This window comes from Pseudomonas sp. I3-I5 (assembly GCF_022699445.1).
Taxonomy (GTDB): Bacteria; Pseudomonadota; Gammaproteobacteria; order Pseudomonadales; family Pseudomonadaceae; genus Aquipseudomonas; species Aquipseudomonas fulva.
In genome coordinates this window covers 958,662-984,697 of record NZ_CP093940.1, presented here as the reverse complement: position 1 = coordinate 984,697, position 26,036 = coordinate 958,662, and the positions used below count along the sequence as shown (strand labels likewise).

Annotated in this window: 23 protein-coding genes; 15 read left to right on the top strand and 8 right to left on the bottom strand. The window is 60.4% G+C overall.

The window, feature by feature from the left end; all coding sequences use genetic code 11:
• Positions 1-86 precede the first annotated feature (86 nt).
• On the bottom strand, positions 87-710 hold the full coding sequence (locus MOP87_RS04365; RefSeq protein ID WP_023535252.1) for a response regulator transcription factor: 624 nt from the start codon (positions 708-710) through the stop codon (positions 87-89).
• Between the two features lie 338 nt (positions 711-1,048).
• Here MOP87_RS04365 and MOP87_RS04360 point away from each other — a divergent pair, with 338 nt between their 5' ends.
• Positions 1,049-1,501 carry a hypothetical protein gene (locus MOP87_RS04360; RefSeq protein ID WP_027915345.1) on the top strand — a complete coding sequence of 151 codons (453 nt, stop codon included), beginning with the start codon at positions 1,049-1,051 and terminating at the stop codon, positions 1,499-1,501.
• A 50-nt stretch (positions 1,502-1,551) separates the two neighbouring features.
• Here MOP87_RS04360 and MOP87_RS04355 read toward each other — a convergent pair whose 3' ends face one another.
• Together MOP87_RS04355 and MOP87_RS04350 are read right to left on the bottom strand one after the other, a co-directional pair.
• The gene (locus MOP87_RS04355) at positions 1,552-2,769 is read right to left on the bottom strand and encodes an argininosuccinate synthase (protein ID WP_242810162.1); all 1,218 of its coding nucleotides are present in this window, start codon (positions 2,767-2,769) and stop codon (positions 1,552-1,554) included.
• Between the two features lie 121 nt (positions 2,770-2,890).
• Positions 2,891-3,847, bottom strand: a complete 957-nt coding sequence (locus MOP87_RS04350) for an OmpA family protein (protein ID WP_242810161.1) — start codon at positions 3,845-3,847, stop codon at positions 2,891-2,893.
• Positions 3,848-3,976: 129 nt separating this feature from the next.
• Between MOP87_RS04350 and pyrC the strand changes: the two genes are divergently transcribed.
• On the top strand, positions 3,977-5,023 hold the full coding sequence (pyrC, locus tag MOP87_RS04345; RefSeq protein ID WP_027915347.1) for a dihydroorotase: 1,047 nt from the start codon (positions 3,977-3,979) through the stop codon (positions 5,021-5,023).
• Positions 5,020-5,688 (top strand): ribonuclease T, encoded by a 669-nt coding sequence (gene rnt / locus MOP87_RS04340; RefSeq protein ID WP_027915348.1) that lies wholly within the window; start codon positions 5,020-5,022, stop codon positions 5,686-5,688. The genes pyrC and rnt overlap by 4 nt, the downstream gene beginning before the upstream one ends.
• Positions 5,689-5,777: 89 nt before the next feature.
• Here the strand turns inward: rnt and MOP87_RS04335 are convergent, their stop codons facing one another.
• Complete coding sequence (locus MOP87_RS04335) at positions 5,778-6,380, bottom strand: peroxiredoxin C (protein WP_023535284.1); 603 nt, start codon at positions 6,378-6,380, stop codon at positions 5,778-5,780.
• Positions 6,381-6,599: 219 nt separating this feature from the next.
• Here MOP87_RS04335 and MOP87_RS04330 point away from each other — a divergent pair, with 219 nt between their 5' ends.
• Positions 6,600-6,818 carry a bacterioferritin-associated ferredoxin gene (locus MOP87_RS04330; protein ID WP_027915349.1) on the top strand — a complete coding sequence of 73 codons (219 nt, stop codon included), beginning with the start codon at positions 6,600-6,602 and terminating at the stop codon, positions 6,816-6,818.
• 198 nt (positions 6,819-7,016) lie between these two features.
• Positions 7,017-7,490, top strand: a complete 474-nt coding sequence (gene bfr / locus MOP87_RS04325; RefSeq protein WP_058605176.1) for a bacterioferritin — start codon at positions 7,017-7,019, stop codon at positions 7,488-7,490.
• A gap of 53 nt (positions 7,491-7,543) precedes the next feature.
• On the opposite strand, the gene grxD is transcribed toward bfr, so the two are convergent.
• Entirely contained in the window at positions 7,544-7,879 is a 336-nt protein-coding gene (grxD, locus tag MOP87_RS04320; protein WP_023535214.1) for a Grx4 family monothiol glutaredoxin, read from the bottom strand.
• 91 nt (positions 7,880-7,970) lie between these two features.
• The gene (locus MOP87_RS04315) at positions 7,971-10,079 is read right to left on the bottom strand and encodes a molybdopterin-dependent oxidoreductase (protein WP_088523546.1); all 2,109 of its coding nucleotides are present in this window, start codon (positions 10,077-10,079) and stop codon (positions 7,971-7,973) included.
• Between the two features lie 369 nt (positions 10,080-10,448).
• On the opposite strand from MOP87_RS04315, the gene argF reads away from it, so the two are divergent.
• Positions 10,449-11,369: an ornithine carbamoyltransferase gene (gene argF / locus MOP87_RS04310; RefSeq protein WP_242810160.1), complete on the top strand. Its 921-nt coding sequence runs from the start codon at positions 10,449-10,451 to the stop codon at positions 11,367-11,369.
• On the top strand, positions 11,366-12,475 hold the full coding sequence (locus tag MOP87_RS04305; protein WP_027915353.1) for an ABC transporter ATP-binding protein: 1,110 nt from the start codon (positions 11,366-11,368) through the stop codon (positions 12,473-12,475). The genes argF and MOP87_RS04305 overlap by 4 nt, the downstream gene beginning before the upstream one ends.
• Positions 12,476-12,555: 80 nt before the next feature.
• Here MOP87_RS04305 and ybaK read toward each other — a convergent pair whose 3' ends face one another.
• Positions 12,556-13,026, bottom strand: coding sequence for a Cys-tRNA(Pro) deacylase (gene ybaK, locus MOP87_RS04300; protein ID WP_049696464.1), 471 nt, complete (start codon positions 13,024-13,026; stop codon positions 12,556-12,558).
• A gap of 298 nt (positions 13,027-13,324) precedes the next feature.
• Here ybaK and MOP87_RS04295 point away from each other — a divergent pair, with 298 nt between their 5' ends.
• The 4 genes from MOP87_RS04295 to glpD all read left to right on the top strand — a co-directional run bounded on the left by MOP87_RS04295 (position 13,325) and on the right by glpD (position 18,337).
• Complete coding sequence (locus tag MOP87_RS04295; RefSeq protein WP_242810159.1) at positions 13,325-14,173, top strand: MIP/aquaporin family protein; 849 nt, start codon at positions 13,325-13,327, stop codon at positions 14,171-14,173.
• 48 nt (positions 14,174-14,221) lie between these two features.
• On the top strand, positions 14,222-15,721 hold the full coding sequence (glpK, locus tag MOP87_RS04290; protein WP_027915356.1) for a glycerol kinase GlpK: 1,500 nt from the start codon (positions 14,222-14,224) through the stop codon (positions 15,719-15,721).
• A gap of 128 nt (positions 15,722-15,849) precedes the next feature.
• Entirely contained in the window at positions 15,850-16,605 is a 756-nt protein-coding gene (locus MOP87_RS04285) for a DeoR/GlpR family transcriptional regulator (protein ID WP_027915357.1), read from the top strand.
• A 202-nt stretch (positions 16,606-16,807) separates the two neighbouring features.
• Positions 16,808-18,337, top strand: a complete 1,530-nt coding sequence (gene glpD / locus MOP87_RS04280) for a glycerol-3-phosphate dehydrogenase (protein WP_027915358.1) — start codon at positions 16,808-16,810, stop codon at positions 18,335-18,337.
• A gap of 28 nt (positions 18,338-18,365) precedes the next feature.
• Here the strand turns inward: glpD and MOP87_RS04275 are convergent, their stop codons facing one another.
• Positions 18,366-22,478, bottom strand: a complete 4,113-nt coding sequence (locus tag MOP87_RS04275; protein ID WP_242810158.1) for an NEL-type E3 ubiquitin ligase domain-containing protein — start codon at positions 22,476-22,478, stop codon at positions 18,366-18,368.
• Positions 22,479-22,813: 335 nt separating this feature from the next.
• Between MOP87_RS04275 and MOP87_RS04270 the strand changes: the two genes are divergently transcribed.
• The 4 genes from MOP87_RS04270 (at position 22,814) to MOP87_RS04255 (ending at position 26,023) form a co-directional block, all read left to right on the top strand.
• Positions 22,814-23,731 (top strand): glutamate/aspartate ABC transporter substrate-binding protein, encoded by a 918-nt coding sequence (locus tag MOP87_RS04270; RefSeq protein WP_104925882.1) that lies wholly within the window; start codon positions 22,814-22,816, stop codon positions 23,729-23,731.
• Positions 23,732-23,873: 142 nt separating this feature from the next.
• On the top strand, positions 23,874-24,620 hold the full coding sequence (locus tag MOP87_RS04265; RefSeq protein WP_023535216.1) for an amino acid ABC transporter permease: 747 nt from the start codon (positions 23,874-23,876) through the stop codon (positions 24,618-24,620).
• A complete protein-coding gene (locus tag MOP87_RS04260; RefSeq protein WP_027915361.1) occupies positions 24,621-25,292 on the top strand; it encodes an ABC transporter permease subunit in 672 nt (223 codons plus the stop codon).
• On the top strand, positions 25,289-26,023 hold the full coding sequence (locus MOP87_RS04255) for an amino acid ABC transporter ATP-binding protein (protein ID WP_027915362.1): 735 nt from the start codon (positions 25,289-25,291) through the stop codon (positions 26,021-26,023). The genes MOP87_RS04260 and MOP87_RS04255 overlap by 4 nt, the downstream gene beginning before the upstream one ends.
• Positions 26,024-26,036: the final 13 nt, after the last annotated feature.

Here is a 26,036-nt window from a genome sequence, read left to right as displayed (position 1 = left end):
TCGATGGCCCCGTTCCCTTCACTGACTGCGCCGTTCAGGGCCTCGAATTCGGCGCAGAGCTCCCCTGGAGGAGGCTCTGCATACCATCAGTTCAACCCCTGTCGCTGCGCCAGCTCGATCAGGTCCACCAATGACCGAGCGTTTAGCTTGAGCAGCAGCCGAGACTTGTAGGTACTGACCGTCTTGTTGCTCAAGTACATGCTGTCGGCGATTTCCTTGTTCGAACGGCCCCGCGCCAATTGCTGAAGCACCGTCATCTCCCTTGCCGAAAGGCGATTGACCATTTCCGCTTCACTGCCGCCGCTGCGCCCTCGCGAGGCGTGCAGCGCCTGGTTGGGAAAGTAGCTATAGCCCGATAGCACGGCTTTGATCGCGCTGAGCAGTTCGGTCAGTTCCTGTTGCTTGCACACGTACCCTGCCGCCCCTGCCTGCATGCACCGCATCGAGAAGTTGCCGGGTGCCTGGGAGGTCAGTACGAGCACTTTGCTGCATGGGCTGGAACTGGCCATGCGGCCGATGACTTCGAGGCCGTCGAGCTTGGGTATGCCGATGTCCAGCACGACGATATCGGGAAGATGTTGCCGAGTCAGTTGCAGCGCGGCCACTCCGTTGTCCGTTTCAGCGACGACATCGTACCCATGCCGCTCCATCAGCATGCGTACGGCCAGACGTATCACAGGGTGATCATCCACGATAAGCACTTTGTTCATGCGATATCCATTCATTGCTATTGCATTGGCAGGCTACGATAACCGAGAGAAGAACTCATGGCGCGGCGTTTTCGCCTAGAAACGGACGTACAGACACGGATTACTAAACTTACGGAAGTTTCCTACACACAATATGAAGAGTTGTTACAAGCTAATTATAAAAAAGCGGATAACACTCCCCGGGAGGACAACTCCCGAAACTTTCACATCAACCGCGGACAACGGTTTTCATTAAGCTTCGAACGCTAGCCAGGCGCAGCCGCGGCATGGAAACAGTGCAGGGTTTAGCTGAGCAAGATCCTAGGCTATAGATGTAACGAAAGCGCAGGAGAAGGCCCATGAATCAAGCACAACCCGTTGCTCCGCTGACAATTGTCGCCATCTTTGCTGGGATAATCGAAGCCTCCGCCCTGGCTACCTTGCCTTTTCTCAGCGAAGCCAGCCAGACGCTTTACACGTGGTTCCTGGTTGGTTTTCCCTTCTTTCTGACCGCTTTGTTCTTCCTGACGCTGAACTTCAATTACAAGTCCTTCTATACGCCTGCTGGATCGCGCACTGAAGCTGTGGACAGTGCGCAGAGTGCCCGCAAGATCACCTCCACGACCACGCCAAGCGCAATCGCGCATGGGGAGCCGATGACCTTCATGTTCAGCGGGCCAGAGGCAAGTCAGTTGATGGAAAAGGAGTTGTTGCAAGCGCTCGCACAAGCGCCTGAGCCGGCTCGCACCTGGCAGTTCTGCAATGTGCCGAGGGGCCAGTGTGTCCGGCTTTCAGTCAGCCCGCTGGAGTAAAGACAAAAAACCCGGCACTAGGCCGGGTTCTTGCAGAACGGCTTGCTGCATCAGAGCAACGAACGGCCTTTGTTCGCAGCGATGCGCATACGCAGCGCATTGAGCTTGATGAAGCCCGCCGCGTCTTCCTGGTTGTAGGCACCGCCGTCTTCTTCGAAGGTGGCGATGTTGGCATCGAACAGCGAGTCGTCGGACTTGCGGCCGACCACGGTAACGTTGCCCTTGTAGAGCTTCAGACGCACGATACCGTTCACATTGACCTGGGAGGCGTCGATCATCTGCTGGAGCATGACGCGCTCCGGGCTCCACCAGTAACCGGTGTAGATCAGGCTGGCGTACTTGGGCATCAGCTCGTCTTTGAGGTGAGCGACTTCGCGGTCCAGGGTGATCGACTCGATGGCGCGGTGCGCCCTGAGCATGATGGTGCCGCCAGGGGTTTCGTAGCAGCCACGCGATTTCATGCCCACGTAGCGGTTTTCGACGATGTCCAGTCGACCGATGCCGTTGGCGCCGCCGATGCGGTTCAAATCGGCCAGGACAGTGGCCGGGCTCTTCTCTACACCGTCGATCGCGACGATGTCGCCGTTGCGGTAGGTCAGTTCCAGGTAGGTTGCCTGGTCCGGGGCGTTTTCGGGCGAAACGCTCCAGCGCCACATGTCTTCTTCGTGCTCGGTCCAGGTATCTTCCAGCACACCGCCTTCATAGGAGATGTGCAGCAGGTTGGCGTCCATCGAGTAAGGGGACTTCTTCTTGCCATGACGCTCGATCGGGATACCGTGCTTCTCGGCGTAGTCCATCAGCTTCTCGCGCGAGAGCAGGTCCCATTCACGCCATGGCGCGATGACCTTGACGCCAGGCTTGAGGGCATAAGCGCCCAGTTCGAACCGAACCTGGTCGTTGCCTTTGCCGGTAGCGCCGTGGGAGATGGCGTCGGCACCGGTTTCGTTGGCGATTTCGATCAGACGCTTGGCGATCAGCGGACGGGCGATGGAAGTACCCAGCAGGTACTCGCCTTCATATACGGTGTTGGCGCGGAACATCGGGAACACGTAATCACGCACGAATTCTTCGCGCAGGTCGTCGATGTAGATCTCTTTGACGCCCATTGCCTGAGCCTTGGCGCGCGCCGGCTCGACCTCTTCGCCCTGCCCCAGGTCGGCGGTGAACGTCACCACTTCGCAGTTGTAGGTATCTTGCAGCCACTTGAGAATCACCGAAGTATCAAGGCCGCCGGAATACGCCAGTACGACCTTTTTTACGTCCGCCATGCCATCACTCCACGGGGTTGTACGGAAAAGGCCCGATTCTAACGGCGTTGAGGCTCAATTTATAGAGGCGCGACAGCTTCTGACGACAAAGCGACAAGAATTGTCGATGGCGCGACGGCTGCTACTTGGCCATGGCGGGTTTGCCTTGGGCCGGCGTCGTGGTACCCGCAGCCTGCGCGGGAGCAGCGGGAGCCTCGGCGACCTTTTGTGTGGGCTGCGCCTGGACAGGGCCTCGCTCTAGCTCGATGTTGACCCGCCGGTTACGGGCCCGATTGCCGGCGTTGTTGTTCTTGGCCAGCGGGTAACGCTCGCCGTGGAAACGCACGGTTATCTGACTTTCAGGCACGCCGTGGGCCATGAGGTAATCGGCGACCGCCAGGGCTCGCCGGCGGGACACGTCGCGGTTGGTCAACCGGTTGCCGCTGTTGTCGGAATGCCCGTCCAAGGCCACCTGATTGACGCTGGGGTCGGCCTTCATGTACTCAAGCAGCACATCCAGTCGGGCCTTGGCAGCCTGATCCAGCACGATGCCGCCACCCGGGAAGCCCACCTGGGTCTGGCGTACCTGGTCGTAGTTCATGGGCAGCAGCTTGCTGGCGCAGGCCTGGTAGTCGCTGTAGGCCTTGGCGAAACTGACCGGCAGTACGCGCACTTCCATTGCCCTGCCCCCCTCCCCGGTGTAATTGCGCACCACGGCGCTGCGGCCATCGAGCAGGCCGTTGATCAACCGACTGGCCTGGCCTTGGGATGAGTTGAACAGCACGCCGGTGCGCGCCATGCGCACATTGCCCAGGTTGATGTCCCCGCGCCCAGGTTGCCAGGGTGCTGCTGCCGCCAGCAAGGTGGCACCGCCGGCGCCGAGCGCATTGGTCTGTGAGCGCAGACGAAACACCGGTTGCTCACCGGCACGACGCACGAATTCGCCGCTTCCGAAACCGTCTATCGGCTGGATCAGCCGGCATTCGAACGCGTCACCCTCCACCGTCCAGGCAATGCTTTCCATGCGCGTCTGAAACGTCAACGCACCGGCCGGCAAGCTGGCAAACACGATAAACAAGGCTAGGTAACGCTGGCGCACGGCGGGCTCCACATAATTCGACACTCACCTTTACGCTATCGGGCAGTCGCGGGAAAACTTGATACCTGTGCTCTGGAGGGGCTTTTCCGGTAGCATTGCGGCTTGAGTTCGACCCGCCTGGAATCCTCAATGTCCGATCGCCTGACCCTCCTGCGCCCCGACGACTGGCACATCCATCTGCGTGATGGTGCCGTCCTGCCCCACACCGTTGGTGATGTGGCGCGCACTTTCGCCCGTGCCATCATCATGCCCAACCTGGTGCCGCCGGTGCGCAATGCCGCCGAAGCCGGGGCCTATCGTGACCGTATCCTGGCTGCTCGCCCGGCTGGCAGTCGGTTTGAGCCGTTGATGGTGCTGTATCTCACCGACCGCACCAGCGCGCAAGACATCCGAGATGCCAAGGCCAGCGGTATCGTGCATGCCGCCAAGCTCTACCCGGCAGGCGCCACCACCAATTCCGATTCTGGTGTGACCAGCATCGACAACATCTTCCCCGCTATCGAGGCGCTGGCTGAAGTCGGCATGCCGTTGCTGGTGCACGGCGAAGTCACGCGCAGCGAGATCGACGTGTTCGACCGTGAAAAGCGCTTCATCGATGAGCACATGCGCCGCCTGGTCGAGCGTTTCCCCACGCTCAAGGTAGTCTTCGAGCACATTACCACCAGCGATGCGGCCCAGTTCGTGACCGAAGCTTCGGCCAACGTTGGCGCCACCATCACGGCGCAGCACTTGCTGTACAACCGCAACCATATGCTGGTGGGCGGAATACGACCCCATTTCTATTGCCTGCCCATTCTCAAGCGCAACACGCATCAGGTGGCGTTGCTCGACGCCGCCACCAGCGGTAACCCGAAATTCTTCCTCGGCACCGACTCGGCTCCTCACGCCCGCCACGCCAAGGAAGCGGCGTGTGGGTGCGCTGGCTGCTATACCGCGTACGCGGCCATCGAACTCTATGCAGAGGCGTTCGAACAACGCAACGCGCTAGACAAGCTCGAAGGCTTTGCCAGCCTGCACGGCCCTGCGTTCTACGGCCTGCCGGCCAACACCGACACCATTACCCTGGTTCGTGATCAGTGGACGGCCCCAGAGAGCCTGCCCTTCGGTGAGCAAACCGTGATCCCGCTGCGCGCCGGGGAAACACTGCGCTGGCGCCTGCTGGAGGAACACGCGTGAGCGAAGACCTGTACGAAGACGAACTTGAATCCTCCGGCAGCGGTGGTCACCGCCATCCGATGGCAGAACGCTTCCGGGGTTACCTGCCAGTGGTGGTGGATGTGGAGACTGGCGGCTTCAACAGCGCCACTGACGCCTTGCTGGAAATTGCTGCCGTCACCATTGGCATGGACGAAAAGGGTTTCCTGTTCCCCGAACATACCTATTTTCACCGGGTGGAGCCCTTCGAAGGCGCCAACATCGAGGCTGCCGCGCTGGAGTTCACCGGCATCAAGCTCGACCATCCGTTGCGCATGGCAGTAAGCGAGGAAACGGCCCTGACGGATATCTTCCGAGGCATCCGCAAGGCGCTCAAGGCCAATGGCTGCAAGCGCGCCATTCTGGTGGGCCACAACAGCAGTTTCGATTTGGGTTTCCTCAACGCGGCGGTAGCGCGCAACGACCTCAAGCGTAACCCGTTCCACCCGTTCTCAAGCTTCGACACGGCCACCCTGGCAGGGCTCGCTTATGGGCAAACCGTACTGGCTCGCGCCTGCCAGAGCGCCGACATCGATTTCGATGGTCGCGAGGCCCACTCGGCGCGCTACGACACCGAAAAAACGGCTGAGCTGTTCTGCGGTATCGTCAATCGCTGGAAAGACATGGGCGGCTGGCGCCAGGATTGATCCGCGCGTTCCAGGTTCAGGTCAGCCCCATGCGGCTGGCCAAAAAAAAACCGGCCATGAGGGCCGGTTTTTTTGTGCGCGACGCGGGCTTACAGCTTGCCGGCGTTCTCGCTCAGGTAGGCAGCAACGCCTTCTGGCGATGCGTTCATGCCCTTGTCGCCTTTTTTCCAGTTGGCAGGGCAGACTTCGCCGTGCTCTTCGTGGAACTGCAGGGCGTCGACCAGGCGCAGCAGCTCGTCCATGTTACGGCCCAGCGGCAGATCGTTGATGATCTGCGAGCGCACGACACCGTTGGTGTCGATCAGGAAGGCGCCACGGAAGGCCACGCCGCCTTCGGACTCCACGTCGTAGGCCTTGCAGATTTCATGGGTCATGTCGGCAGCCAGGGTGTACTTGACCGGGCCGATGCCGCCATTGTTGACGGGGGTGTTGCGCCATGCGTTGTGGGTGAAGTGCGAGTCGATCGATACGCCGATCACTTCTACGTTGCGCGCCTGGAAGTCAGGAATGCGGTTGTCCAGGGCAATCAGCTCGGACGGGCAAACGAAGGTGAAGTCCAGCGGGTAGAAGAACACCAGGCCGTACTTGCCCTTGATGGCCGAGGCCAGGTTGAAGCTGTCGACGATCTCGCCGCTGCCCAGTACGGCAGGTACGGTAAAATCGGGGGCTTTCTTGCCAACGAGTACGCTCATTGTTATCTCCTGATGTGAGTGAAGAACCATTGCCAGGCCGAGTCGCCGACCCGACATGCAGCAAAGGTTGACCATCATACACAGGTTACGATGGCAGGCCGAATGCTGAGCGCACGACCGCTGGTCAGCCGGGCCGAATGCCTTCTGAAACCACTTTGACAAGCATTCTCATTCACATTAAGCTCCAACCCATCGAACCCGCCAGCGATGGTCAGCCCTATGTATGTGTGTCTTTGTGTCGGCGTCACCGACGGACAGATCCGCGATGCGATCTATGAAGGATGCTGCAGCTACAAGGAAGTCCGAGCCGCCACCAATGTCGCCAGCCAGTGTGGCAAGTGCGCTTGCCTGGCCAAGGAAGTGGTGCGCGAGACACTGACCAAACTTCAGGTCAGCCAGGCCGCCCTGCCCTATCCGGTGGAATTCACCACTGCCTGATACCCAGATTGACAAAAACCGGACCCTGTGTCCGGTTTTTTTTCGCTTTAATTCAACAAGTTAGCGCGCCAACGCGGTTCACAAACATTCTTATTCCTATTAATTTTCATTTATTATTCAATTACTTAGGTTTGACAGGCCTGAGCATCAGGCTCAAACTTCCCTGCATTGGCACACTTCGACAGGGCAGGAACCCCAATGAAAGGCGACATCAGCGTCATCCAGCATCTCAACAAGATCCTCGGAAACGAGCTGGTCGCAATCAACCAGTACTTCCTGCATGCCCGCATGTACGAAGATTGGGGCCTGAACAAGCTCGGCAAGCACGAGTACAAAGAATCCATCGACGAAATGAAGCACGCTGACAAATTGATCAAGCGTATTCTGTTTCTCGAAGGTATCCCTAACGTTCAGGACCTGGGCAAGCTGCTGATTGGCGAGCACACCAAGGAGATGCTCGAATGCGACCTGCGAATCGAGCAGAAAGGCCTGATCGACCTGAAGGCGGCCATTGCCCACTGCGAAACAGCGGGTGACTTTGGTTCGCGTGACGTCCTCGAAGATATTCTGGAGTCCGAAGAAGAGCATATCGACTGGCTGGAAACCCAGCTGGGCTTGATCGACAAGATCGGTATCGAAAATTACCTGCAGTCGCAGATGGGCGAAGAATAAGACGCCCCTACAAAAAAACCCGCCAATGGCGGGTTTTTTTATGAGCGCAGTGTTTACGCTTCGGCAGCCTTCGCCTTGGCGGCGGCATCCTTGATCAGGGTCTGCAGCTCACCCTTTTCGAACATTTCCAGCACGATGTCGCTGCCACCGACCAGCTCACCACCGACCCACAGCTGGGGGAAGGTTGGCCAGTTGGCATATTTGGGCAGGTTGGCGCGGATTTCCGGGTTCTGCAGGATGTCGACGTAGGCGAACTTCTCGCCGCAACCCATCACTGCCTGGGAGGCACGGGCCGAAAAGCCGCACTGCGGCGCATTCGGCGAGCCCTTCATGTAAAGCAGAATGGTGTTGTTGGCAATCTGCTCTTTGATCGTTTCGATGATATCCATGTAGCACCTCGGCTTGACTTTCCGACACGGGCGTCGGCACGGTGACGCATTGTAACGGAAAGCCGAGCAGCATGCTCGGCCTTGCCAAGGCTCAAGCGGCTTCGACGTACACAGGAACGCCGTTGAGCGCAGCATTGCCACAGACCGAGTCACGCAGCAGCTCGTCAGTAAGATCATTGGCGCTGACGCCGGGCTGCGCCTGGGCAGTCTGAAGGCGCACACCCTGACGGTCATGCCCGAAGCCATGGGGCAGGCTTACCACCCCGGGCATCATGCTTTCGCATGCCTGCACCTGCACCTGCACCGCCCCTGCTCGCGAGCGCACCCTGACCTGCTGGCCATCCTGCAGTTGGCGCTGACGCAGGTCATCAGGGTGCATCAACAAGTGATGGCGCGGTTTACCTTTCACCAGCCTGTGATAATTGTGCATCCAGGAATTGTTGCTGCGTACGTGCCGCCGCCCGATGAGCAGCAGTTGCCCGGTTTCTGGCGGCGCCTGCCGGGCCAGACGCTGTAGATCATCAAGCAGCAGGCGCGGCGCTGCCTCGACGGTTTTGCTCGCAGTGCCCAGGCGATGTGCAAGGTTGGCCTGCAAGGGGCCCAGGTCCAACCCGTGCGGGTGTGCATCTAGGGTCTGGAGTGACAGCTGCCAGGGCGTCGCCTGCCCATAACGCCCGCTGCGCAAGGCTTTGTCGATCATCTGCGCTGGCGCTACGGTCGGCGACAGTTCACGCCCGGCGCGTCGCGCATACGCCTTGGCCAGGCCGACGAAGATTTCCCAGTCGTGCAGGGCGCCATCGGGCCTGGGCAGAATCGCTCGGTTGAACCGGCTCACATTGCGAACTGCCAGCAAGTTGAAGGTGGTGTCGTAGTGATCGTTTTCCAGGGCTGAAGTCGATGGCAGGATCAGATCGGCATGGCGCGTGGTTTCGTTGATGTACAGGTCGATGCTGAGCATGAAATCGAGCCCCGACAGTGCGCTGTCCAATTGCCGCCCGTTGGGCGTGGACAGCACGGGATTGCCCGCGACCGTGACCAAAGCCCGGACCTGCCCCTCACCCGGGGTCAGCATCTCCTCGGCAAGCGCCACTACCGGCAGTTCCCCGGCATATTCGGGCAGGCCGGACACCCGACTCTGCCAGACGTTGAAGTGACCACCCGACGTGCTCGCCACCACGTCCACCGCAGGTTCGGTACACAGTGCCCCGCCCTTGCGATCAAGGTTACCGGTGACCAGGTTGATCATCTGTACCAGCCAGTGACAGAGGGTGCCGAACACCTGGGTCGATACCCCCATGCGGCCGTAACAGACCGCCTTGTCCGCCGCGGCGAAATCACGCGCCAACTGACGAATGTCCTGCGCCGGGATGCCGCACAGGCTGCTCATGGCCTCGGCTGTCATGGGAGCCAGGGCGGCGCGGACATCGGTCAGCCCTGTAATCGGCAGATGCGAGCCGCGCGTCAAGCCTTCTTCGAACAACGTGTTGAGCAGCCCGCACAACAAGGCCGCGTCGCCGCCGGGGCGAATGAATAGATGACTGTCTGCGATCGCCGCAGTTTCAGTGCGCCGCGGGTCGATCACCACCAGACGTCCACCCCTGGCTTGCAAGGCCTTGAGGCGTTTCTCCACATCGGGGACAGTCATGATGCTGCCGTTGGAGGCCAACGGGTTGCCGCCCAGCACCAGCATGAAGTCCGTGTGATCGATGTCCGGAATCGGCAAGAGCAGCCCATGGCCATACATCAGGTGGCTGATCAGGTGCTGAGGCAGTTGGTCCACAGACGTGGCAGAAAAGCGATTGCGGGTTTTCAACAGCCCTAAAAAGTAGTTGCCATGGGTCATCAACCCATAGTTGTGCACACTCGGGTTGCCTTGATACACGGCAACCGCATTGTTGCCGTGGGCCTGCTGCACGTCCCACAGGCGCTCGGCGGCGAGGTCAAATGCCTCCTCCCACCCAATCGCCTGCCACTGCTCGCCCACGCGCCGGTGGGGTTGGCGCAGCCGATCAGGATCATTCTGGATATCCTGCAGCGCCACCGCCTTGGGGCAGACATGCCCCCGGCTGAAAGGGTCCTGAGGGTCGCCCTTGATGGACTCGATCCTGGCAGGTTCGCCAGGCGCGTGGCTCACCACGATGTTCAAACCACAAATGGCTTCACACAGGTGACAGGCGCGGTGGTGCAGGGTACGGGTCATGGCCGCATGCCTCGTTGTCTTGATGGCTCGACTATGAACTGTGCCCTGCGCAGGGGCCAGCGTGCTTCGTGGTGTGAATTGGCCTTTATCACCCACACGGCAGACCCAGCCCGTTTGCCAATGCACCCTCAAGCCGTGTACAAACAGCCGTAGCAAATAAAACACAGCAATACAGTGCCCTGCGAAACCCCTTGCAACAGCGCCGGGGGCACCAAGTGGTTTCACCCCTTGGTTTCAGGCGACATTTAATTATAGTATTGCGCCTTTCCCTATTCGTCCGCCCCGTGCGGCTTACGCCGCAGGTCACCGCCGTTGTCAAAAAAAACCGCACGGTCGGCCTGCATACTGTTGCAGATAAGGTAGTCAATCATGAGCGCTAGGCACTTTCTCTCCCTGCTGGACTTCACCACCGACGAATTGCTCGGGGTGATCCGCCGCGGCATCGAGCTGAAGGACCTGCGCAAGCGCGGCGTGCTGTTCGAGCCGCTCAAAAGCCGTGTGCTGGGCATGATCTTCGAAAAATCGTCGACCCGCACCCGCGTGTCCTTCGAAGCCGGGATGATCCAGCTTGGCGGCCAGGCCATCTTCCTGTCCCCACGCGACACCCAGCTGGGGCGAGGCGAGCCAATCGGCGACAGCGCCATCGTCTTGTCGAGCATGCTCGACGTGGTGATGATACGGACCCACGCCCACAGCACCCTGACCGACTTTGCCGCCAAGTCCCGCGTACCGGTGATCAATGCCCTGTCGGACGAGTCGCACCCGTGTCAGCTTCTGGCCGACATGCAGACGTTTCTCGAGCACCGGGGGGCGATCGAAGGCAAGACCGTCGCCTGGATTGGCGATGGCTTCAACATGTGCAACTCCTACATCGAAGCGGCCCGGCAGTTCGGTTTCCAGCTGCGCATCGCCTGCCCCGAGGGGTATGAGCCCGATCCCCGGTTCAAGGCCATCGGCGCTGAGCACGTGCAGATCGTGCGCGATCCCCGCGAAGCGGTAAAAGGCGCCCACCTGGTGACCACCGATGTCTGGACTTCCATGGGTCAGGAAGAGGAAACTGCTCGTCGCCTGGCGCATTTCGCGCCGTACCAGGTCACCCGCGACATGCTCGACCTGGCAGCACCTGACGTCTTGTTCATGCATTGCCTACCCGCCCACCGCGGCGAGGAAATCAGCCATGATCTGCTCGATGACCCCCGTTCGGTCGCCTGGGATCAAGCTGAGAACCGTCTGCATGCACAAAAGGCACTTCTCGAATTTCTCGTCGAACCGGCTTACCACCACGCATGAGTCAACCTCTACTGCTCAACCTGCGCAACCTTGCCTGCGGCTACGGCGACCAGCGCATCGTCCAGAACCTGAATCTGCATCTGAATGCAGGCGACATTGGCTGCCTGCTTGGCTCGTCCGGCTGCGGCAAGACCACGACCTTGCGCGCCATCGCGGGTTTCGAGTCGGTGCACGAAGGCGAAATCCAACTGGCCGGCAACGTCATTTCCAAGGCGGGGTTTACCCTGGCGCCGGAGAAGCGTCGCATCGGCATGGTGTTCCAGGACTACGCCCTGTTCCCCCATCTGACGGTGGCGCAGAACATCGCCTTCGGTATCGCCAAGCACCCACGCCAAGCTGCGGTCATCGACGAGATGCTCGACCTGGTCAAGTTGGGTGGGTTGGGTGGCCGTTACCCCCACGAGTTGTCCGGCGGCCAGCAGCAGCGGGTCGCACTGGCACGGGCGTTGGCCCCAGAGCCGCAATTGCTGCTTTTGGACGAGCCATTTTCCAATCTTGACGTGGAGCTTCGTCGCAGGCTCAGCCATGAGGTGCGTGACATCCTCAAGCAGCGCGGCACCAGCGCCATTCTGGTCACCCATGACCAGGAAGAAGCGTTCGCTGTCAGCGACCAGGTTGGGGTGTTCAAGGAGGGCCGGCTTGAGCAGTGGGATACGCCCTACAACCTGTACCACGAGCCACAGACACCTTTCGTGGCCAGTTTCATCGGCCAGGGCTATTTCATCCGTGGCCAGATGACCAGCGTGGAAGCCGTCAGCACCGAACTGGGCGAGCTGCGAGGCAACCGTGCCTATCGCATGGCGCAGGGCAGCTCGGTGGATGTGTTGCTGCGCCCGGATGATATCGTGCACGCTCCCGAAAGCCCGTTGCGCGCTGTCATCGTGGCCAAGAGCTTTCTAGGCGCCTCAACGCTGTATCGCCTGCAACTCCCCACCGGCAGCCAGCTCGAAGCGATCTTCACCAGCCATGTGGATCGCCAGCCAGGCGAAGAGGTGGGCATTGCGGTAAAAGCCGACCACCTGGTGGTGTTCCCGGTGCCAGGTAGCATCGCTACCCAGACGGTGCAGCAGGCAACAGGGGTTCGTCGCCACAGCGGGCCAAACTGACGCCAGGCCCGGGCTACGTCTTGAGCGGACGCGCTACCGGCTCGATCCGAGCGGGTAGCGAGGGTGAATGGGCGCTGGCATCACGTTCTGCCGATACTGGCAAAGGTGCCCTGAGTATGCTCGGCCAAAGTCGTTGCCGCCAGTTCTACCTCCAGCCCACGTCGTCCAGCACTCACATGGATGGTCGCAAAACGCTGCGCCGCCTCGTCGATGAAGGTGCGCAGACGCTTCTTCTGCCCTAAGGGGCTGATCCCACCTACCAGGTAACCCGTTGCTCGCTGCGCCTTGACCGGATCGGCCATCTCGCACTTTTTGACGCCCGCCGCGTGCGCCAAGGCCTTGAGATCGAGCGTACCCACCACAGGCACCACCGCCACCAGCAGCTCTCCTTTTTCGCTACAGGCCAGCAGCGTCTTGAACACCTGCTGTGGGTCCAGGCCGAGCTTATCTGCAGCTTCCAACCCATAGGACGCTGTCTTGGGATCATGCTCGTAGCTGTGAACGTGATAGTGCGCGTGATGCTTTTTCAACAGATCCAGAGCGGGAGTCATACGAAGTTCCGGTGTAAGACAGATCGGCAGCTACTTTAGGTCAATTCCTACATCCCAGCCAATAAGCCCAAGCGCCCCGCTCTACAAAGGGGCGTCACGCTGGCGGCGGTTGCCCAAAACGTGACTGACCGTTCACTTTCGACCTTTGACATCAGCGTTTCTTGTCTATATTTTTTCGTTTCTGAATACCGGGGGTGCACCTTCACGGTGCATCTCATACCCGCCCAGGACCATCCGGAAGGTCCGGGCCTTGCTGTCGAGCCCCACGCGACTCACAACAAAAACAACGAGGTCATACATGACAATTGCCCTAGGCCAACCCACGCTGTCCAGCCAGTGCCTGGCCGAATTTCTCGGTACTGCGCTGCTGATCTTCTTCGGTACCGGCTGCGTCGCCGCGCTCAAGGTCGCAGGCGCAAGCTTCGGACTCTGGGAAATCAGCATCATTTGGGGGGTGGGGGTCAGCATGAGTATCTACCTCACCGCAGGGATCTCCGGTGCCCACCTGAACCCTGCCGTCAGCATCGCGCTGACCCTGTTCGCCGGCTTCGAGCGGCGCAAGCTGCCTTTCTACATACTAGCCCAAGTGTGCGGTGCCTTCTGCGGCGCGGCACTGGTCTACACCCTCTACAGCAGCCTGTTCTTCGATTTCGAACAAGCGCACACCCTGCTGCGCGGTAGTGAATCCAGCCTGGAACTGGCGGCGGTGTTCTCGACCTACCCACACCCCTCCCTGTCCACGGCGCAAGCGCTGCTGGTTGAGGTGGTCATCACGGCGATCCTCATGGCCGTCATCATGGCCCTGACCGACGACAACAACGGCCTGCCACGCGGCGCGATGGCGCCGCTGCTGATCGGCTTGCTGATCGCGGTGATTGGCAGTGCCATGGGGCCGTTGACCGGCTTTGCCATGAACCCGGCACGCGATCTGGGCCCGAAAATCATGACGTTCCTGGCAGGCTGGGGCGAAATCGCCTTTACCGGCGGCCGGGATGTGCCTTACTTCCTGGTGCCGATATTCGGCCCTATCATCGGCGCCTGCCTGGGTGCTGCCACCTATCGTGGCTTGATTGCCCGCAACCTGCCTGCACCAGCGCCCACGCCCGCGACAGGCGACGGTCGCCAAGGCGATACGCAAATCAGTTGAGCACGGCAGCCAGACCCGCCACGACCCCTATTTTGCAAGGCCAACACCATGACAGACACTCAGGACAAGCAATACATCATCGCCCTGGACCAGGGCACCACCAGTTCGCGTGCGATCATCTTCGACCGTGACGCCAATGTGGTCGGCACCTCACAGCGTGAGTTCGTGCAGCATTATCCGCAGGCAGGCTGGGTCGAGCACGACCCCATGGAAATCTTTGCCACCCAGAGTGCGACCATGGTCGAGGCACTGGCCCAGGCTGGCATCAGCCATGCCCAGGTCGCGGCCCTGGGTATCACCAACCAGCGCGAGACGACCGTCGTCTGGGACAAGGAAACAGGCCGCCCGGTGTACAATGCCATCGTCTGGCAATGCCGGCGCAGCACCGAAATCTGCGCCCAGCTCAAGCGCGACGGCTTTGAGGACTACATTCGTGAAACCACGGGCCTGGTCACCGACCCGTACTTTTCCGGTACCAAGCTCAAGTGGATCCTGGACAATGTCGACGGCGCCCGGGAACGCGCCGAACGTGGCGAGCTGCTGTTCGGCACCGTCGATACCTGGCTGATCTGGAAGTTTTCCGGCGGCAAGGTGCATGTCACCGACTACACCAATGCCTCGCGAACCCTCATGTTCAACATCCACACGCTGCAGTGGGATGAAAAACTGCTCGACATCCTGGGCATTCCTGCGCAAATGCTGCCAGAAGTGCGCTCCTCCTCCGAGGTCTATGGGCACACCAAAAGTGGCATCGCCATCGCCGGCATTGCCGGGGACCAGCAATCGGCGCTGTTCGGGCAGATGTGCGTGGAACCGGGGCAGGCGAAGAACACCTACGGCACCGGTTGCTTCCTGTTGATGAACACGGGCGACAAGGCCGTCACGTCATCCCATGGCCTGCTGACCACCATTGCCTGTGGCCCGCGCGGTGAAGTGGCCTATGCCCTGGAAGGGGCCGTGTTCAACGGTGGCTCCACGGTCCAGTGGCTGCGTGATGAGCTGAAGATCGTCAATGACGCGTTGGATACCGAGTACTTCGCCAGCAAGGTAAAGGACAGCAATGGCGTCTACCTGGTGCCTGCCTTCACCGGCCTCGGCGCCCCCTACTGGGACCCTTATGCCCGCGGTGCGCTATTTGGCCTGACCCGTGGCGTCAAGGTGGATCACATCATCCGCGCAGCATTGGAGTCCATCGCCTACCAGACCCGCGACGTGCTCGATGCCATGCAGCAGGACTGCGGCCAGCGCCTGTCCGAACTGCGCGTCGACGGCGGCGCCGTGGCCAACAATTTCCTCATGCAGTTCCAGGCCGATATCCTCGGCACGTGTGTCGAGCGCCCCAAGATGCGTGAAACCACGGCGCTGGGTGCAGCCTACCTGGCGGGCCTGGCTTGCGGTTTCTGGAGCAGTCTGGACGAGCTGCGCAACAAGGCGATCATCGAGCGGGAGTTCAGCCCGCAACTGGATGAAACGCAGAAAGAGAAATTGTACGGCGGCTGGAAAAAAGCCGTCGATCGCACCCGCGATTGGGAAGATCACGACGCCTGATCGCTTTAGGCAACGGCGCAGTCCGCTCCCAGGTCTGCGCCGGATCCACCCTTCGGACGCCACGCTGGTCGTCATCCCCGTCCTACGGCATCATTGCAGCATTTGTCAGGCTGCTCCGAAGGACGTCCATGAATTTGCCTCCACGCCAACAACAAATCCTCGAACTGGTCCGCGACCGCGGCTATGTCAGTATCGAGGAAATGGCGCAGCTGTTCGTCGTTACCCCGCAGACGATCCGCCGCGACATCAACCAACTGGCAGAGCTCGACCTGTTGCGCCGGTACCACGGGGGCGCAGCCTACGATTCAAGCGTCGAAAACACCGCCTATGCCATGCGCGCCGACCAGATGCGTGATGAAAAGCAGCGCATCGCCGAGGCTGTCGCGCGGCAGGTGCCCGATCATGCCTCGCTGTTCATCAATATCGGGACCACCACCGAATCCATCGCCCGCGCTTTGCTCAACCACAGCCAACTGAAGGTCATTACCAACAACCTGCACGTCGCCTCCATCCTGGCGGCCAAGGATGACTTCGAGGTGCTGGTGGCGGGCGGCACCGTGCGCCGTGACGGCGGTGTCGTAGGCCAGGCGAGTGTGGACTTCATCAATCAGTTCAAGGTCGATTACGCCCTGGTCGGCATCAGCGGCATCGATGAAGACGGGAGCCTGCTGGATTTCGACTATCAGGAAGTGCGCGTGTCCCAGGCGATCATCGCCAATGCTCGGCAGGTGATTCTGGCTGCGGACTCCAGCAAGTTCGGGCGCAATGCCATGGTGCGCCTGGGGGCCATCAGCCTGGTCGACTGCCTGGTGACTGACCAGGCACCGACCCCTGCCCTGGTCCAACTGCTCAATGACCACAAGGTACGTGTCGAAGTGGTTTAGAAGGTCGGCGCCGGCGCTGTGAGCATGGGCGTGGCACAGGCGCCCGACACACGCTGACTTTTTCGTTAATGTTCATTTGCTTGTCACCTGATCAGTATTTTCTATGAATACGGACTGGCGAGTCGCCTGCGCTTGCGCTAGTATTTTCGGAAACGAACATAAATGTTCACTTTCGATACGAACTGCTCCAGGAGGCCTCCCTGTGTCCCAGCCCGATTCGACCAGCGCTCCCGTCGCCGACTGCTATGACCTGGTGGTGATAGGCGGTGGCATCAACGGTGTGGGCATCGCCGCCGACGCAGCCGGCCGCGGCCTGAAAGTCTTCCTGTGTGAAAAGGACGACCTGGCCAGGCACACCTCGTCAGCCAGCAGCAAGCTGATTCACGGAGGTCTGCGCTACCTCGAGCATTACGAGTTTCGTCTGGTACGCGAGGCCCTGGCCGAACGCGAAGTACTGTTGGCCAAGGCACCGCACATCGTCAAACCCATGCGCTTCGTGCTGCCCCATCGCCCCCATTTGCGCCCTGCCTGGATGATCCGTGCTGGCCTGTTCCTGTACGACCACCTGGGCAAGCGCAAGCGGCTGGGCGCCTCGCGCAGCCTGCGATTTGGCGCTGGCTCTGCGCTCAAGCCGGCCATCACCCGTGGTTTCGAATATGCCGACTGCTGGGTCGATGATGCTCGCCTGGTGGTCCTCAACGCCATGGCTGCCCGTGAACATGGCGCGCACATTCACACCCAGACGCTGTGCCTGGGCGCCAAACGTGTCGGCGCCCTCTGGGAAGTGGAAGTGCAACACGCCGACGGCAGCACCCGGACGGTGCGTGCCAAGGGCCTGGTGAACGCCGCCGGCCCATGGGTTGCGCAGTTCATCAAGAACGACCTGAAACTGGACGCCCCTTATGGGATCCGTCTGATCCAGGGGAGTCATCTGATCGTCCCTAGGCTGTATGAAGGCGAGCACGCCTACATTCTGCAGAACGAAGACCAGCGCATCGTTTTCTGCATTCCGTACCTTGATCGTTTCACACTGATCGGCACCACCGACCGTGAATACACGGGCGATCCTGCCAAGGTGGCGATCACCGATCAGGAAACCGACTACCTGCTCAACGTGGTCAACGCCCACTTCAATCATCAGCTTCAGCGCAGTGACATTTTCAGCACCTATGCAGGCGTTCGCCCTCTGTGCAATGACGAATCGGACAACCCATCGGCCGTTACCCGCGACTACACTTTGGCACTGTCGGCCGCCCACGGTGAAGCCCCCCTGCTCTCGGTCTTCGGTGGCAAGCTCACCACTTACCGCAAGCTGGCCGAATCGGCCATGGCCGAACTCAAGCCGTTCTTCAGCCAGATGGGCGGTAGTTGGACAGCCGAATCAACCCTGCCGGGCGGTGAGGACATGACCACGCCGCAGGCACTTGAAGAAGCCTTGCTTGCTCGGCATACCTGGCTTGCCCCGGCCATTGCCCAGCGCTGGGCACGCACCTATGGCAGCCGCGTCTGGACGCTTCTGGCAGGCGTTGAAGGCCCGCAGGACCTGGGTCAGGCCATCGGTGCAGGGCTGTTTGCCCGCGAGGTGGATTACCTGCGCGAGCATGAGTGGGCTACCAGCCTTGAAGATATCCTGTGGCGTCGTACCAAGCTTGGGCTGTTCACCACCGAAGCCGAACAGAACACCCTTAGCCAGTACCTGGAAAAGGCAACGCAGCGCAGTCACGCTGCCTGACCCAGATGTGCCGCCTGTCAGCACATGCTCACAGGCGGCTGTAGGCCTCGACGGCCAGCTCGTGGTAAAGCGCCTGCTCGTGCGCATCGAGCTCAGCCTTCAAGGCAGCAGCCTGTTGAAGATAGACCTGCTCCCCGTGTTCGCCGACGGTGCGCTCGGCGGTTTCGAGCCGTTGGTGAAACGGTGCAGCCAGCGCCTCGAAACGCTCGCGGTAATGACTGCGTACAAACGACTGCCAGAACTCGCGTTGCGCCAGTGCCGCGGCCAGTACATCCAAACTCTCGCCCGCCAGTACCCGCTCTCCGGCCAGCCTGATCTGCCGACTGCTGACATCGCTGAATTCCGGGTAATTCATGTAACTTGGTTGAGCCGGTAACCCCAAGCGGTTCGCCAGATTGACCCGGTAAGCCAGGTACACCTCGATGTCATCCACCCTCGCATAGGGATCGCGCCGCATACGCTCGATATGCCGAGCGGCGATACTGTCCACCTGGTCCAGACGATACAGCGAACGCCCAAGGCGCAGGAGTTCGCGTTCAGTCTGCCCGGCACTCGCCCCAGCCGTATGAACGGCAATAAGCGTTCTCACCTCAAGTTGACTGAGCAGTAGCAACAAACGGTCTTCGCAGGTCTGCGGGCCTTGGGTCTGCAGGTAGACCGATTCGCGGACATCCGTACTTTCAGCACACAATTCGAGAATGCGCCATATGCGTGCGCGGTAGTATGGCGGGCGTTCATGGAAATCGTCAGATTCGGCAAAGTCGGCAAGGAACCGGAAGAGATCGGCAGAGCCCTCATCGTCAAGCAAGGCGTTCCAGATGCCTTCATATCGATGGCGAATGTCTGGCTTGGCCGGTCCAATCCAGCTGTCTCGCAGCTCGTCGTCAATGGACACCTGGGCATGGGTGCGCGGCGCGAGCGAGCCCTCGTTTGCAGTGGCGAGTGCTTGCTGACTGGCTTCGTCCAACGGATTGTCGTGCAGGGACATTTGCTGGATGTGTTCTCCGAGCATCTGCAGATGCTCGTTGACCTCACGAATCTGGTTTTCCCGGATGTCCATCAGACCGCGCCACAGTAATTGATGGCGCTGCGGGATGTTCAACAGGCCTGTGTTGCGCAGTGAAATCGTACGCAGATGACGTAGGGGAGACAGGTTCGGTATTCTGCCGATCGGATTACCGCTCAAGCTAATGTACTCAAGGTGGGTCAGTCTGGTCAGTGCCGTGTCACTGTCAGGTCGAAGTACGATTCGATTGTCATCGAACCGCAATATCCGCAACTGCTCCAGGTCACTGAGGCCAGTCGGCAGCTGCGTCAACTGGTTGCCGCGCAGATCGAGCACCTGCAGGTGCGGGAAGCGCTTGAGAAAGTTGTCGCTGACGTTGATAAGCGCCAAGTTGCGCAGGCTCAATTGCCGCACGTGATTGAAATCGATGTCGTCAGGCAGGTCAGGTAGCGTGCCCACCTGCTCGCCCTGTATACGCAGCACATACTCATCGTTCCCGGACGCAACTGTCTTGCGTCGCCAAGCGCGGCGGATCTGGGTGGCAACCCTGCGTCGGCGGCGCCCATCGATGAAACCATTGCGTTGGCTCTCCCAGGAGGCGAGGGACTCACGCAAACGTGACAGTCGCCCTTCGAGATCGCTCAAGTGGTCCCATAAATTCACGTCGCGCTCGGTCAATTGCTCCAGGTAGGCGTCCATCTGGCTCTCGGTCAGCGTCGGGTAGATGCGGTGTATGCCCCGGCGTAGTGCTTGCCGGCTGCTCTCCCCTCGCCCGCTGAGGGGGTAACCAATACGACCATCCTGGAGTCGGCGAGGCGGGTTGAATCGGCCACCCAGAGCCACCATGCCCAGTGACTGGGCCGTTTTGCCCCGATCGACAGCCGCCCTGTGCAGCAGGTTTTCCGCCAATTCGACAGCCGTAACCGATGAACCGCCGAAGGCGGTTTTCTGGGTTTCATCCAGGGTCTGCAGCAAACACGCCAGCAGTCCTTGATCCACGGCCTGAATCGAACGTGCCTGCAACTGATATCCTCCGCTGGTCTGCACGATCACCTCGGTGCGCTGTGCGTCAACTGGGCCGTGGGAGGCCAGGAGCTTGCCCTGGGCCTCACCCAGGCGCACCTCGATACGCATCGACACAGGCCATGGCGATGTTTCATCGATCAGCGCCAGCGCCAGGCGCAGTGTGTCCAGGTTGGTGGCCTGCTCATGCTCGAAGCCCAACAGCGCGCGATCGATGCGGCTTTCACGCACTGCCCAACGCGCCCGCTCAGCAAGCGGCAGGGGGACCTTGCCGCTCATCAGCGTTTCAAGTTGTTCTGTGGTCGCGCATTCCACGATTTCTTGCGCAAGTGGCACTGACAGGCCGGTGAAGTCGCGAGTGAGCGTATCCACGCCACCGCCTGGCTCGCCCACTGAATGCGTCAGCGCTTGCTCGACCAACAGCTCTGATGTCGGCCCCTGCCCATACAGCAGGTGCCGTGCATGCGCTTCTCTGAACCGCGCTGGCGCCGGTTCCTCGTGTACCCGCAGGCTGCGCAAGTGTTGGGGCGTCAGGCCGGTGATATGCACCAGCGCGTTGGCGTCCAAGTCCGACACTTGCTCAAGATCGGCGCCAAAGCTGCGTATCAATTCCCCCGGATGCTCTAGATAGTGGGCCGACGCCGGCATCTTTTTTAGCCGCAATCCCCTGTTGCCGGCCATGACCGGCGTGAGGCCGTCGACCAAACCGATGCGCTCGAGCGCGCCGCCGAACAATGGCTGCGCAGCACCCAGCAGCGCGCCCGTGGCCACGACCTGGGCCACATTGAACACATGCGCCAGCGCTTGTTGCCTGTCGCCTATCTGCCAAGCCTCGTAACCGTCATAGACTTCGCGCACGACGTCCGCCGCAGCCGCAACAAATAAAACTTCGCCCAAGCCGGGGACGAACAGCGCGGCCAGTGTAAGCGCATCCAGCCCTGCCCCTTTCAAGGCGTCGATGCGCTCGTGCCGCTCAAGTTGAGTCAGGTCGCCTGTGGGAACGGCAAGTACCCGGGCATCATCGATCATTGCATCGAGCAAGCGCTTGCGCAGGCAGGCAAAGACAGAGCCTTCTATTGCGAAATGCCGACCATCGAGGGCGAGCGGTGTAGGACCAGTCGAAGCTTTGTTCAACTGCGCCAGCTGGGCCAGAAACGCAGGCCGCTCGCGCTGAGCAATCAAGCCGGCAAAGTACTGTGTATATCGACGCTCACGCAGTCGCATGCCGAGGTGTTCGTACAATCCAGTCCAGTTCGCATGCCGCCCGATGGGCTCGGCCGGGTCATTGGAAAACCAGCTTATCAGGCCGTGCACGGGCCCATTTGCCGCCGCGCGAAGCTCAATGACCAGGCAACGCTGAACGCGCTTGCCCAAGACGAATAGCTCGAACGCCTGGAACATTTGAGCCACGGCCGGTACCGTCGGCTTGCGGGCTATCAGCGGCAGAAGTGTGAGGTAGTCTTGATCGGTCAGCTGCCCTTTGAGCCTGGCCATCCTGACTGCAACATCAAGCGCCGCGCGTAGGCGCTCCTCGAAAATCTGTTCCACTGCACGCTGCCCAAAATCGGCGGGTGCCGGGGGGCGCGCCTTGGGGAACAGGCACGTATGCAGCTGCTGCTGGTACCGCCCGCCCAGATCCAGCTGCCGGCAGAGGCGAGCAAACGCTTCGAAGGAAAGCGGCAGTACAGTGCCGTCTGCCTTTTGCAATTGAGCGCGCCGGTGCAGGCCGGGATGGGTCTCGCTTTCATGAAAGTTGTGTAACGCGGCCATCAACAGCGATTCATTGCTGTAAATCACCTTCATGGGTGTGTGCAGCCGAGGGGCGGCACTGGGCATCGCAACCCTGTCGTGCACCACCACCCGAGCGGTATCCACATTCACCTCGCCCAAGCCCATGGCTCGCAGCGCCTCCTGAAGCAATGGGCGGGCAAAGGTCTGCAGCCCAGGCAACGTTTTCAGACGCACCTTGACCGCCTCGCAGGACAACTGTTCAAGCTCGAGCGCACGATGGAACGTGCTGAGCAGGTCTGGATCGGCGCTGGTCAGCCAAGCCGGCAACGCGCTCGCCACGAGCGCATCAACGGAAACGTGAGGTAGTGCGTTATCTGCCACGGATCTTCCTCTGGTCTGGGAAATGCCGCAGCAGAACATCGAGCTGTCATGGACAGGTGTTACATATACATATGGCTAGGTGCACAATGGTGAGCACTCATTCGGATAACCGAACATAAAAATGACGGTAATTCGAATTTCCGACCCTGCTGAAAAACTCGAATTAGTCGAACAAGGCTAACGCCCTTGCTTTCAGCGGGGCTAACATGCTTCACGGACCTTGGCACGACTTCTGCTCATATCCATTCAACCGGATGCAACCGCTGCCGTATCCGTTGAACGAAAGAGTCCGCCAACGGCTCCATAAAAAAAACAAACACGTCGAGGAAAATTTGATGCGTATCGTTCGTCAATTGCTGGGCGCCGCCATCGCGGCTGCTGTGATCGCTTCGCCGGCCATGGCCGAAGAACTCACCGGCACCCTGAAGAAGATCAAGGATTCAGGCACCATCACCCTGGGCCACCGCGACTCCTCCATCCCGTTTTCCTACCTGGCCGGCAAGCCAGAGCCCGTCGGCTACTCCCACGATATCCAGCTGGCCGTCGTCGAGGCCCTGAAGAAGCAACTGGGTACCGACATCAAGGTCCGCTACAACCTGGTCACTTCCCAGACCCGCATCCCGCTCGTACAGAACGGCACCGTCGACCTGGAGTGCGGCTCCACCACCAACAACGTCGAGCGCCAGCAGCAAGTCAGCTTTTCGGTGGGTATCTTCGAAGTTGGCACCCGTCTGCTGACCAAGGTCAAGGACGGCCAGCCGGCCTACAAGGACTTCGCAGATCTGGCTGGCAAGAACGTGGTGACCACCGCGGGCACCACCTCCGAACGCCTCCTCAAGGCCATGAACGCCGACAAGCAGATGAAGATGAACGTGATCTCCGCCAAGGACCACGGTGAAGCCTTCAACATGCTCGAGAGCGGTCGCGCTGTGGCCTTCATGATGGACGACGCGCTGCTCGCTGGCGAAATGGCCAAAGCTCGCAAGCCGTCGGACTGGGTCATCACCGGTACGCCGCAATCCTACGAAATCTACGGTTGCATGGTGCGCAAGGGTGATGAGCCCTTCAAGAAGGCCGTGGATGACGCGATCGTTGGCTACTTCAAGTCCGGTGAAGTCAACAAGAGCTACGACAAGTGGTTCCAGCAGCCAATCCCGCCTAAAGGTTTGAACCTGGAGTTCCCAATGAGCGACGAGCTCAAGAAGCTGATCGCCGAGCCGACCGACAAGGCGGCGGACGAGAAGAAATCCTGACCCCCAGCCTGGAGCCTGCCGCGCTGCAAGGCGCGAATTAAACGGGCAGGCTCCCCGTTAGTGTCTAACCTTTCATCCGAGGGCAGTTTGCCCTCGGATGCTGGAAGGTGCCTGTGAAACAATCGTCTGAGGGGAAATCCCGATGAATTACAACTGGGACTGGGGCGTATTCTTCAAGTCCACTGGCGTGGGCAGCGAAACCTATCTGGACTGGTACATCACCGGCCTGGGGTGGACCATCGCCATCGCCATTTCCGCCTGGATCATCGCCTTGCTGCTGGGGTCGATCCTGGGCGTGATGCGAACCGTGCCTAACCGGCTCGTTTCCGGTATCGCAACCGCATACGTCGAGCTGTTCCGCAACGTGCCTTTGCTGGTGCAGCTGTTCATCTGGTACTTCCTGGTGCCGGACCTGCTGCCAGAGGGGCTGCAGGAATGGTTCAAGCAGGACTTGAACCCGACCACGTCGGCCTTGATCAGTGTGGTCGTGTGCCTGGGCCTGTTCACCGCCGCGCGCGTGTGCGAACAGGTTCGCACCGGCATCCAGGCCCTGCCCCGTGGCCAGGAAGCCGCCGCGCGAGCGATGGGTTTCAGCCTGCCGCAGATCTACACCAACGTGCTGCTGCCACAGGCCTACCGCATCATCATTCCGCCACTTACCTCCGAATTCCTGAACGTGTTCAAGAACTCCTCGGTGGCTTCGTTGATCGGCCTGATGGAGCTGCTGGCGCAAACCAAGCAGACTGCCGAGTTCTCGGCGAACCTGTTCGAAGCGTTCACCTTGGCCACGTTGATCTATTTCACCCTCAACATGGGCCTGATGCTGCTCATGCGTATCGTCGAGAAGAAAGTGGCCGTACCTGGCCTGATCTCTGTGGGGGGCAAGTAAATGGACCTGGATTTCAGCGAAATCATCCCCGCCCTGCCCGCCCTCTGGGATGGCATGGCCATGACCCTGCAATTGATGGTGATGGGCGTCATCGGCGGCATCGTGCTGGGCACCCTGCTGGCGCTGATGCGCCTGTCGTCGAATAAACTGCTGTCCAGGCTGGCCGGCGCCTACGTCAACTATTTTCGTTCGATCCCGCTGCTGCTGGTGATCACCTGGTTCTACCTGGCGGTGCCGTTCGTGCTGCGCTGGATCACTGGACAGGATACGCCAGTGGGGGCCTTCACCTCCTGCGTGGTCGCCTTCATGATGTTCGAGGCGGCCTACTTCTGCGAAATCGTGCGTGCCGGTGTGCAGTCGATCTCCAAAGGCCAGATGGGCGCAGCCCAGGCGTTGGGCATGACCTATGGCCAGACCATGCGCCTGATCATCCTGCCCCAGGCCTTCCGCAAGATGACGCCGTTGCTGCTGCAGCAGAGCATCATCCTGTTCCAGGACACGTCCTTGGTCTACACGGTAGGCCTGGTCGACTTCCTCAACTCGGCACGCTCCAACGGCGACATCATCGGGCGCTCCCACGAGTTCCTGATCTTCGCCGGCATCGTGTATTTCATCATCAGCTTCTCCGCTTCGTGGCTGGTCAAGCGCCTGCAAAAAAGGATCACCGTATGATTTCCATCAAGAACGTCAACAAGTGGTACGGGGACTTCCAGGTGCTGACCGACTGCAGCACCGAGGTCAAGAAAGGTGAAGTGGTGGTGGTATGCGGTCCCTCGGGGTCGGGCAAGTCCACCCTGATCAAGTGCGTGAACGCGCTGGAGCCTTTCCAGAAGGGCGACATCGTGGTCGACGGCACTTCGATCGCCGACGCCAAGACCAACCTGCCCAAGCTGCGCTCGCGCGTGGGCATGGTCTTCCAGCATTTCGAGCTGTTCCCACACCTGACCATCACCGAAAACCTGACCATTGCCCAGCGCAAGGTGCTGGGCCGCAGTGAGGCCGAAGCCACCAAGAAGGGCCTGGCCTTGCTCGACCGCGTCGGCTTGAGTGCCCACGCCAAGAAGCATCCCGGGCAGTTGTCCGGCGGTCAGCAGCAACGGGTCGCCATCGCGCGCGCATTGTCCATGGACCCGATCGTCATGCTGTTCGACGAGCCTACTTCGGCCCTGGACCCGGAGATGGTCAACGAAGTGCTGGACGTGATGGTCGAGCTTGCCCACGAAGGCATGACCATGATGTGCGTGACCCACGAAATGGGCTTTGCTCGCAAAGTGGCCAACCGCGTGATCTTCATGGACAAGGGCAACATCATCGAGGATTGCCAGAAGGAAGACTTCTTCGGCAACCCCGAAGGCCGTCATGAACGCACCCAGCACTTCCTGAGCAAGATCCTTCAGCACTGATCCTGCCTCATCG

What these genes read in the sequence shown, in the direction of transcription:
- MOP87_RS04365 (WP_023535252.1), bottom strand. Translation starts at nt 710, where the DNA reads ATGAACAAAGTGCTTATCGTGGATGATCACCCTGTGATACGTCTGGCC.
- MOP87_RS04360 (WP_027915345.1), top strand. Translation starts at nt 1,049, where the DNA reads ATGAATCAAGCACAACCCGTTGCTCCGCTGACAATTGTCGCCATCTTT.
- MOP87_RS04355 (WP_242810162.1), bottom strand. Translation starts at nt 2,769, where the DNA reads ATGGCGGACGTAAAAAAGGTCGTACTGGCGTATTCCGGCGGCCTTGAT.
- pyrC (WP_027915347.1), top strand. Translation starts at nt 3,977, where the DNA reads ATGTCCGATCGCCTGACCCTCCTGCGCCCCGACGACTGGCACATCCAT.
- MOP87_RS04335 (WP_023535284.1), bottom strand. Translation starts at nt 6,380, where the DNA reads ATGAGCGTACTCGTTGGCAAGAAAGCCCCCGATTTTACCGTACCTGCC.
- MOP87_RS04330 (WP_027915349.1), top strand. Translation starts at nt 6,600, where the DNA reads ATGTATGTGTGTCTTTGTGTCGGCGTCACCGACGGACAGATCCGCGAT.
- bfr (WP_058605176.1), top strand. Translation starts at nt 7,017, where the DNA reads ATGAAAGGCGACATCAGCGTCATCCAGCATCTCAACAAGATCCTCGGA.
- grxD (WP_023535214.1), bottom strand. Translation starts at nt 7,879, where the DNA reads ATGGATATCATCGAAACGATCAAAGAGCAGATTGCCAACAACACCATT.
- MOP87_RS04315 (WP_088523546.1), bottom strand. Translation starts at nt 10,079, where the DNA reads ATGACCCGTACCCTGCACCACCGCGCCTGTCACCTGTGTGAAGCCATT.
- argF (WP_242810160.1), top strand. Translation starts at nt 10,449, where the DNA reads ATGAGCGCTAGGCACTTTCTCTCCCTGCTGGACTTCACCACCGACGAA.
- MOP87_RS04305 (WP_027915353.1), top strand. Translation starts at nt 11,366, where the DNA reads ATGAGTCAACCTCTACTGCTCAACCTGCGCAACCTTGCCTGCGGCTAC.
- ybaK (WP_049696464.1), bottom strand. Translation starts at nt 13,026, where the DNA reads ATGACTCCCGCTCTGGATCTGTTGAAAAAGCATCACGCGCACTATCAC.
- MOP87_RS04295 (WP_242810159.1), top strand. Translation starts at nt 13,325, where the DNA reads ATGACAATTGCCCTAGGCCAACCCACGCTGTCCAGCCAGTGCCTGGCC.
- glpK (WP_027915356.1), top strand. Translation starts at nt 14,222, where the DNA reads ATGACAGACACTCAGGACAAGCAATACATCATCGCCCTGGACCAGGGC.
- MOP87_RS04285 (WP_027915357.1), top strand. Translation starts at nt 15,850, where the DNA reads ATGAATTTGCCTCCACGCCAACAACAAATCCTCGAACTGGTCCGCGAC.
- MOP87_RS04270 (WP_104925882.1), top strand. Translation starts at nt 22,814, where the DNA reads ATGCGTATCGTTCGTCAATTGCTGGGCGCCGCCATCGCGGCTGCTGTG.
- MOP87_RS04265 (WP_023535216.1), top strand. Translation starts at nt 23,874, where the DNA reads ATGAATTACAACTGGGACTGGGGCGTATTCTTCAAGTCCACTGGCGTG.
- MOP87_RS04260 (WP_027915361.1), top strand. Translation starts at nt 24,621, where the DNA reads ATGGACCTGGATTTCAGCGAAATCATCCCCGCCCTGCCCGCCCTCTGG.
- MOP87_RS04255 (WP_027915362.1), top strand. Translation starts at nt 25,289, where the DNA reads ATGATTTCCATCAAGAACGTCAACAAGTGGTACGGGGACTTCCAGGTG.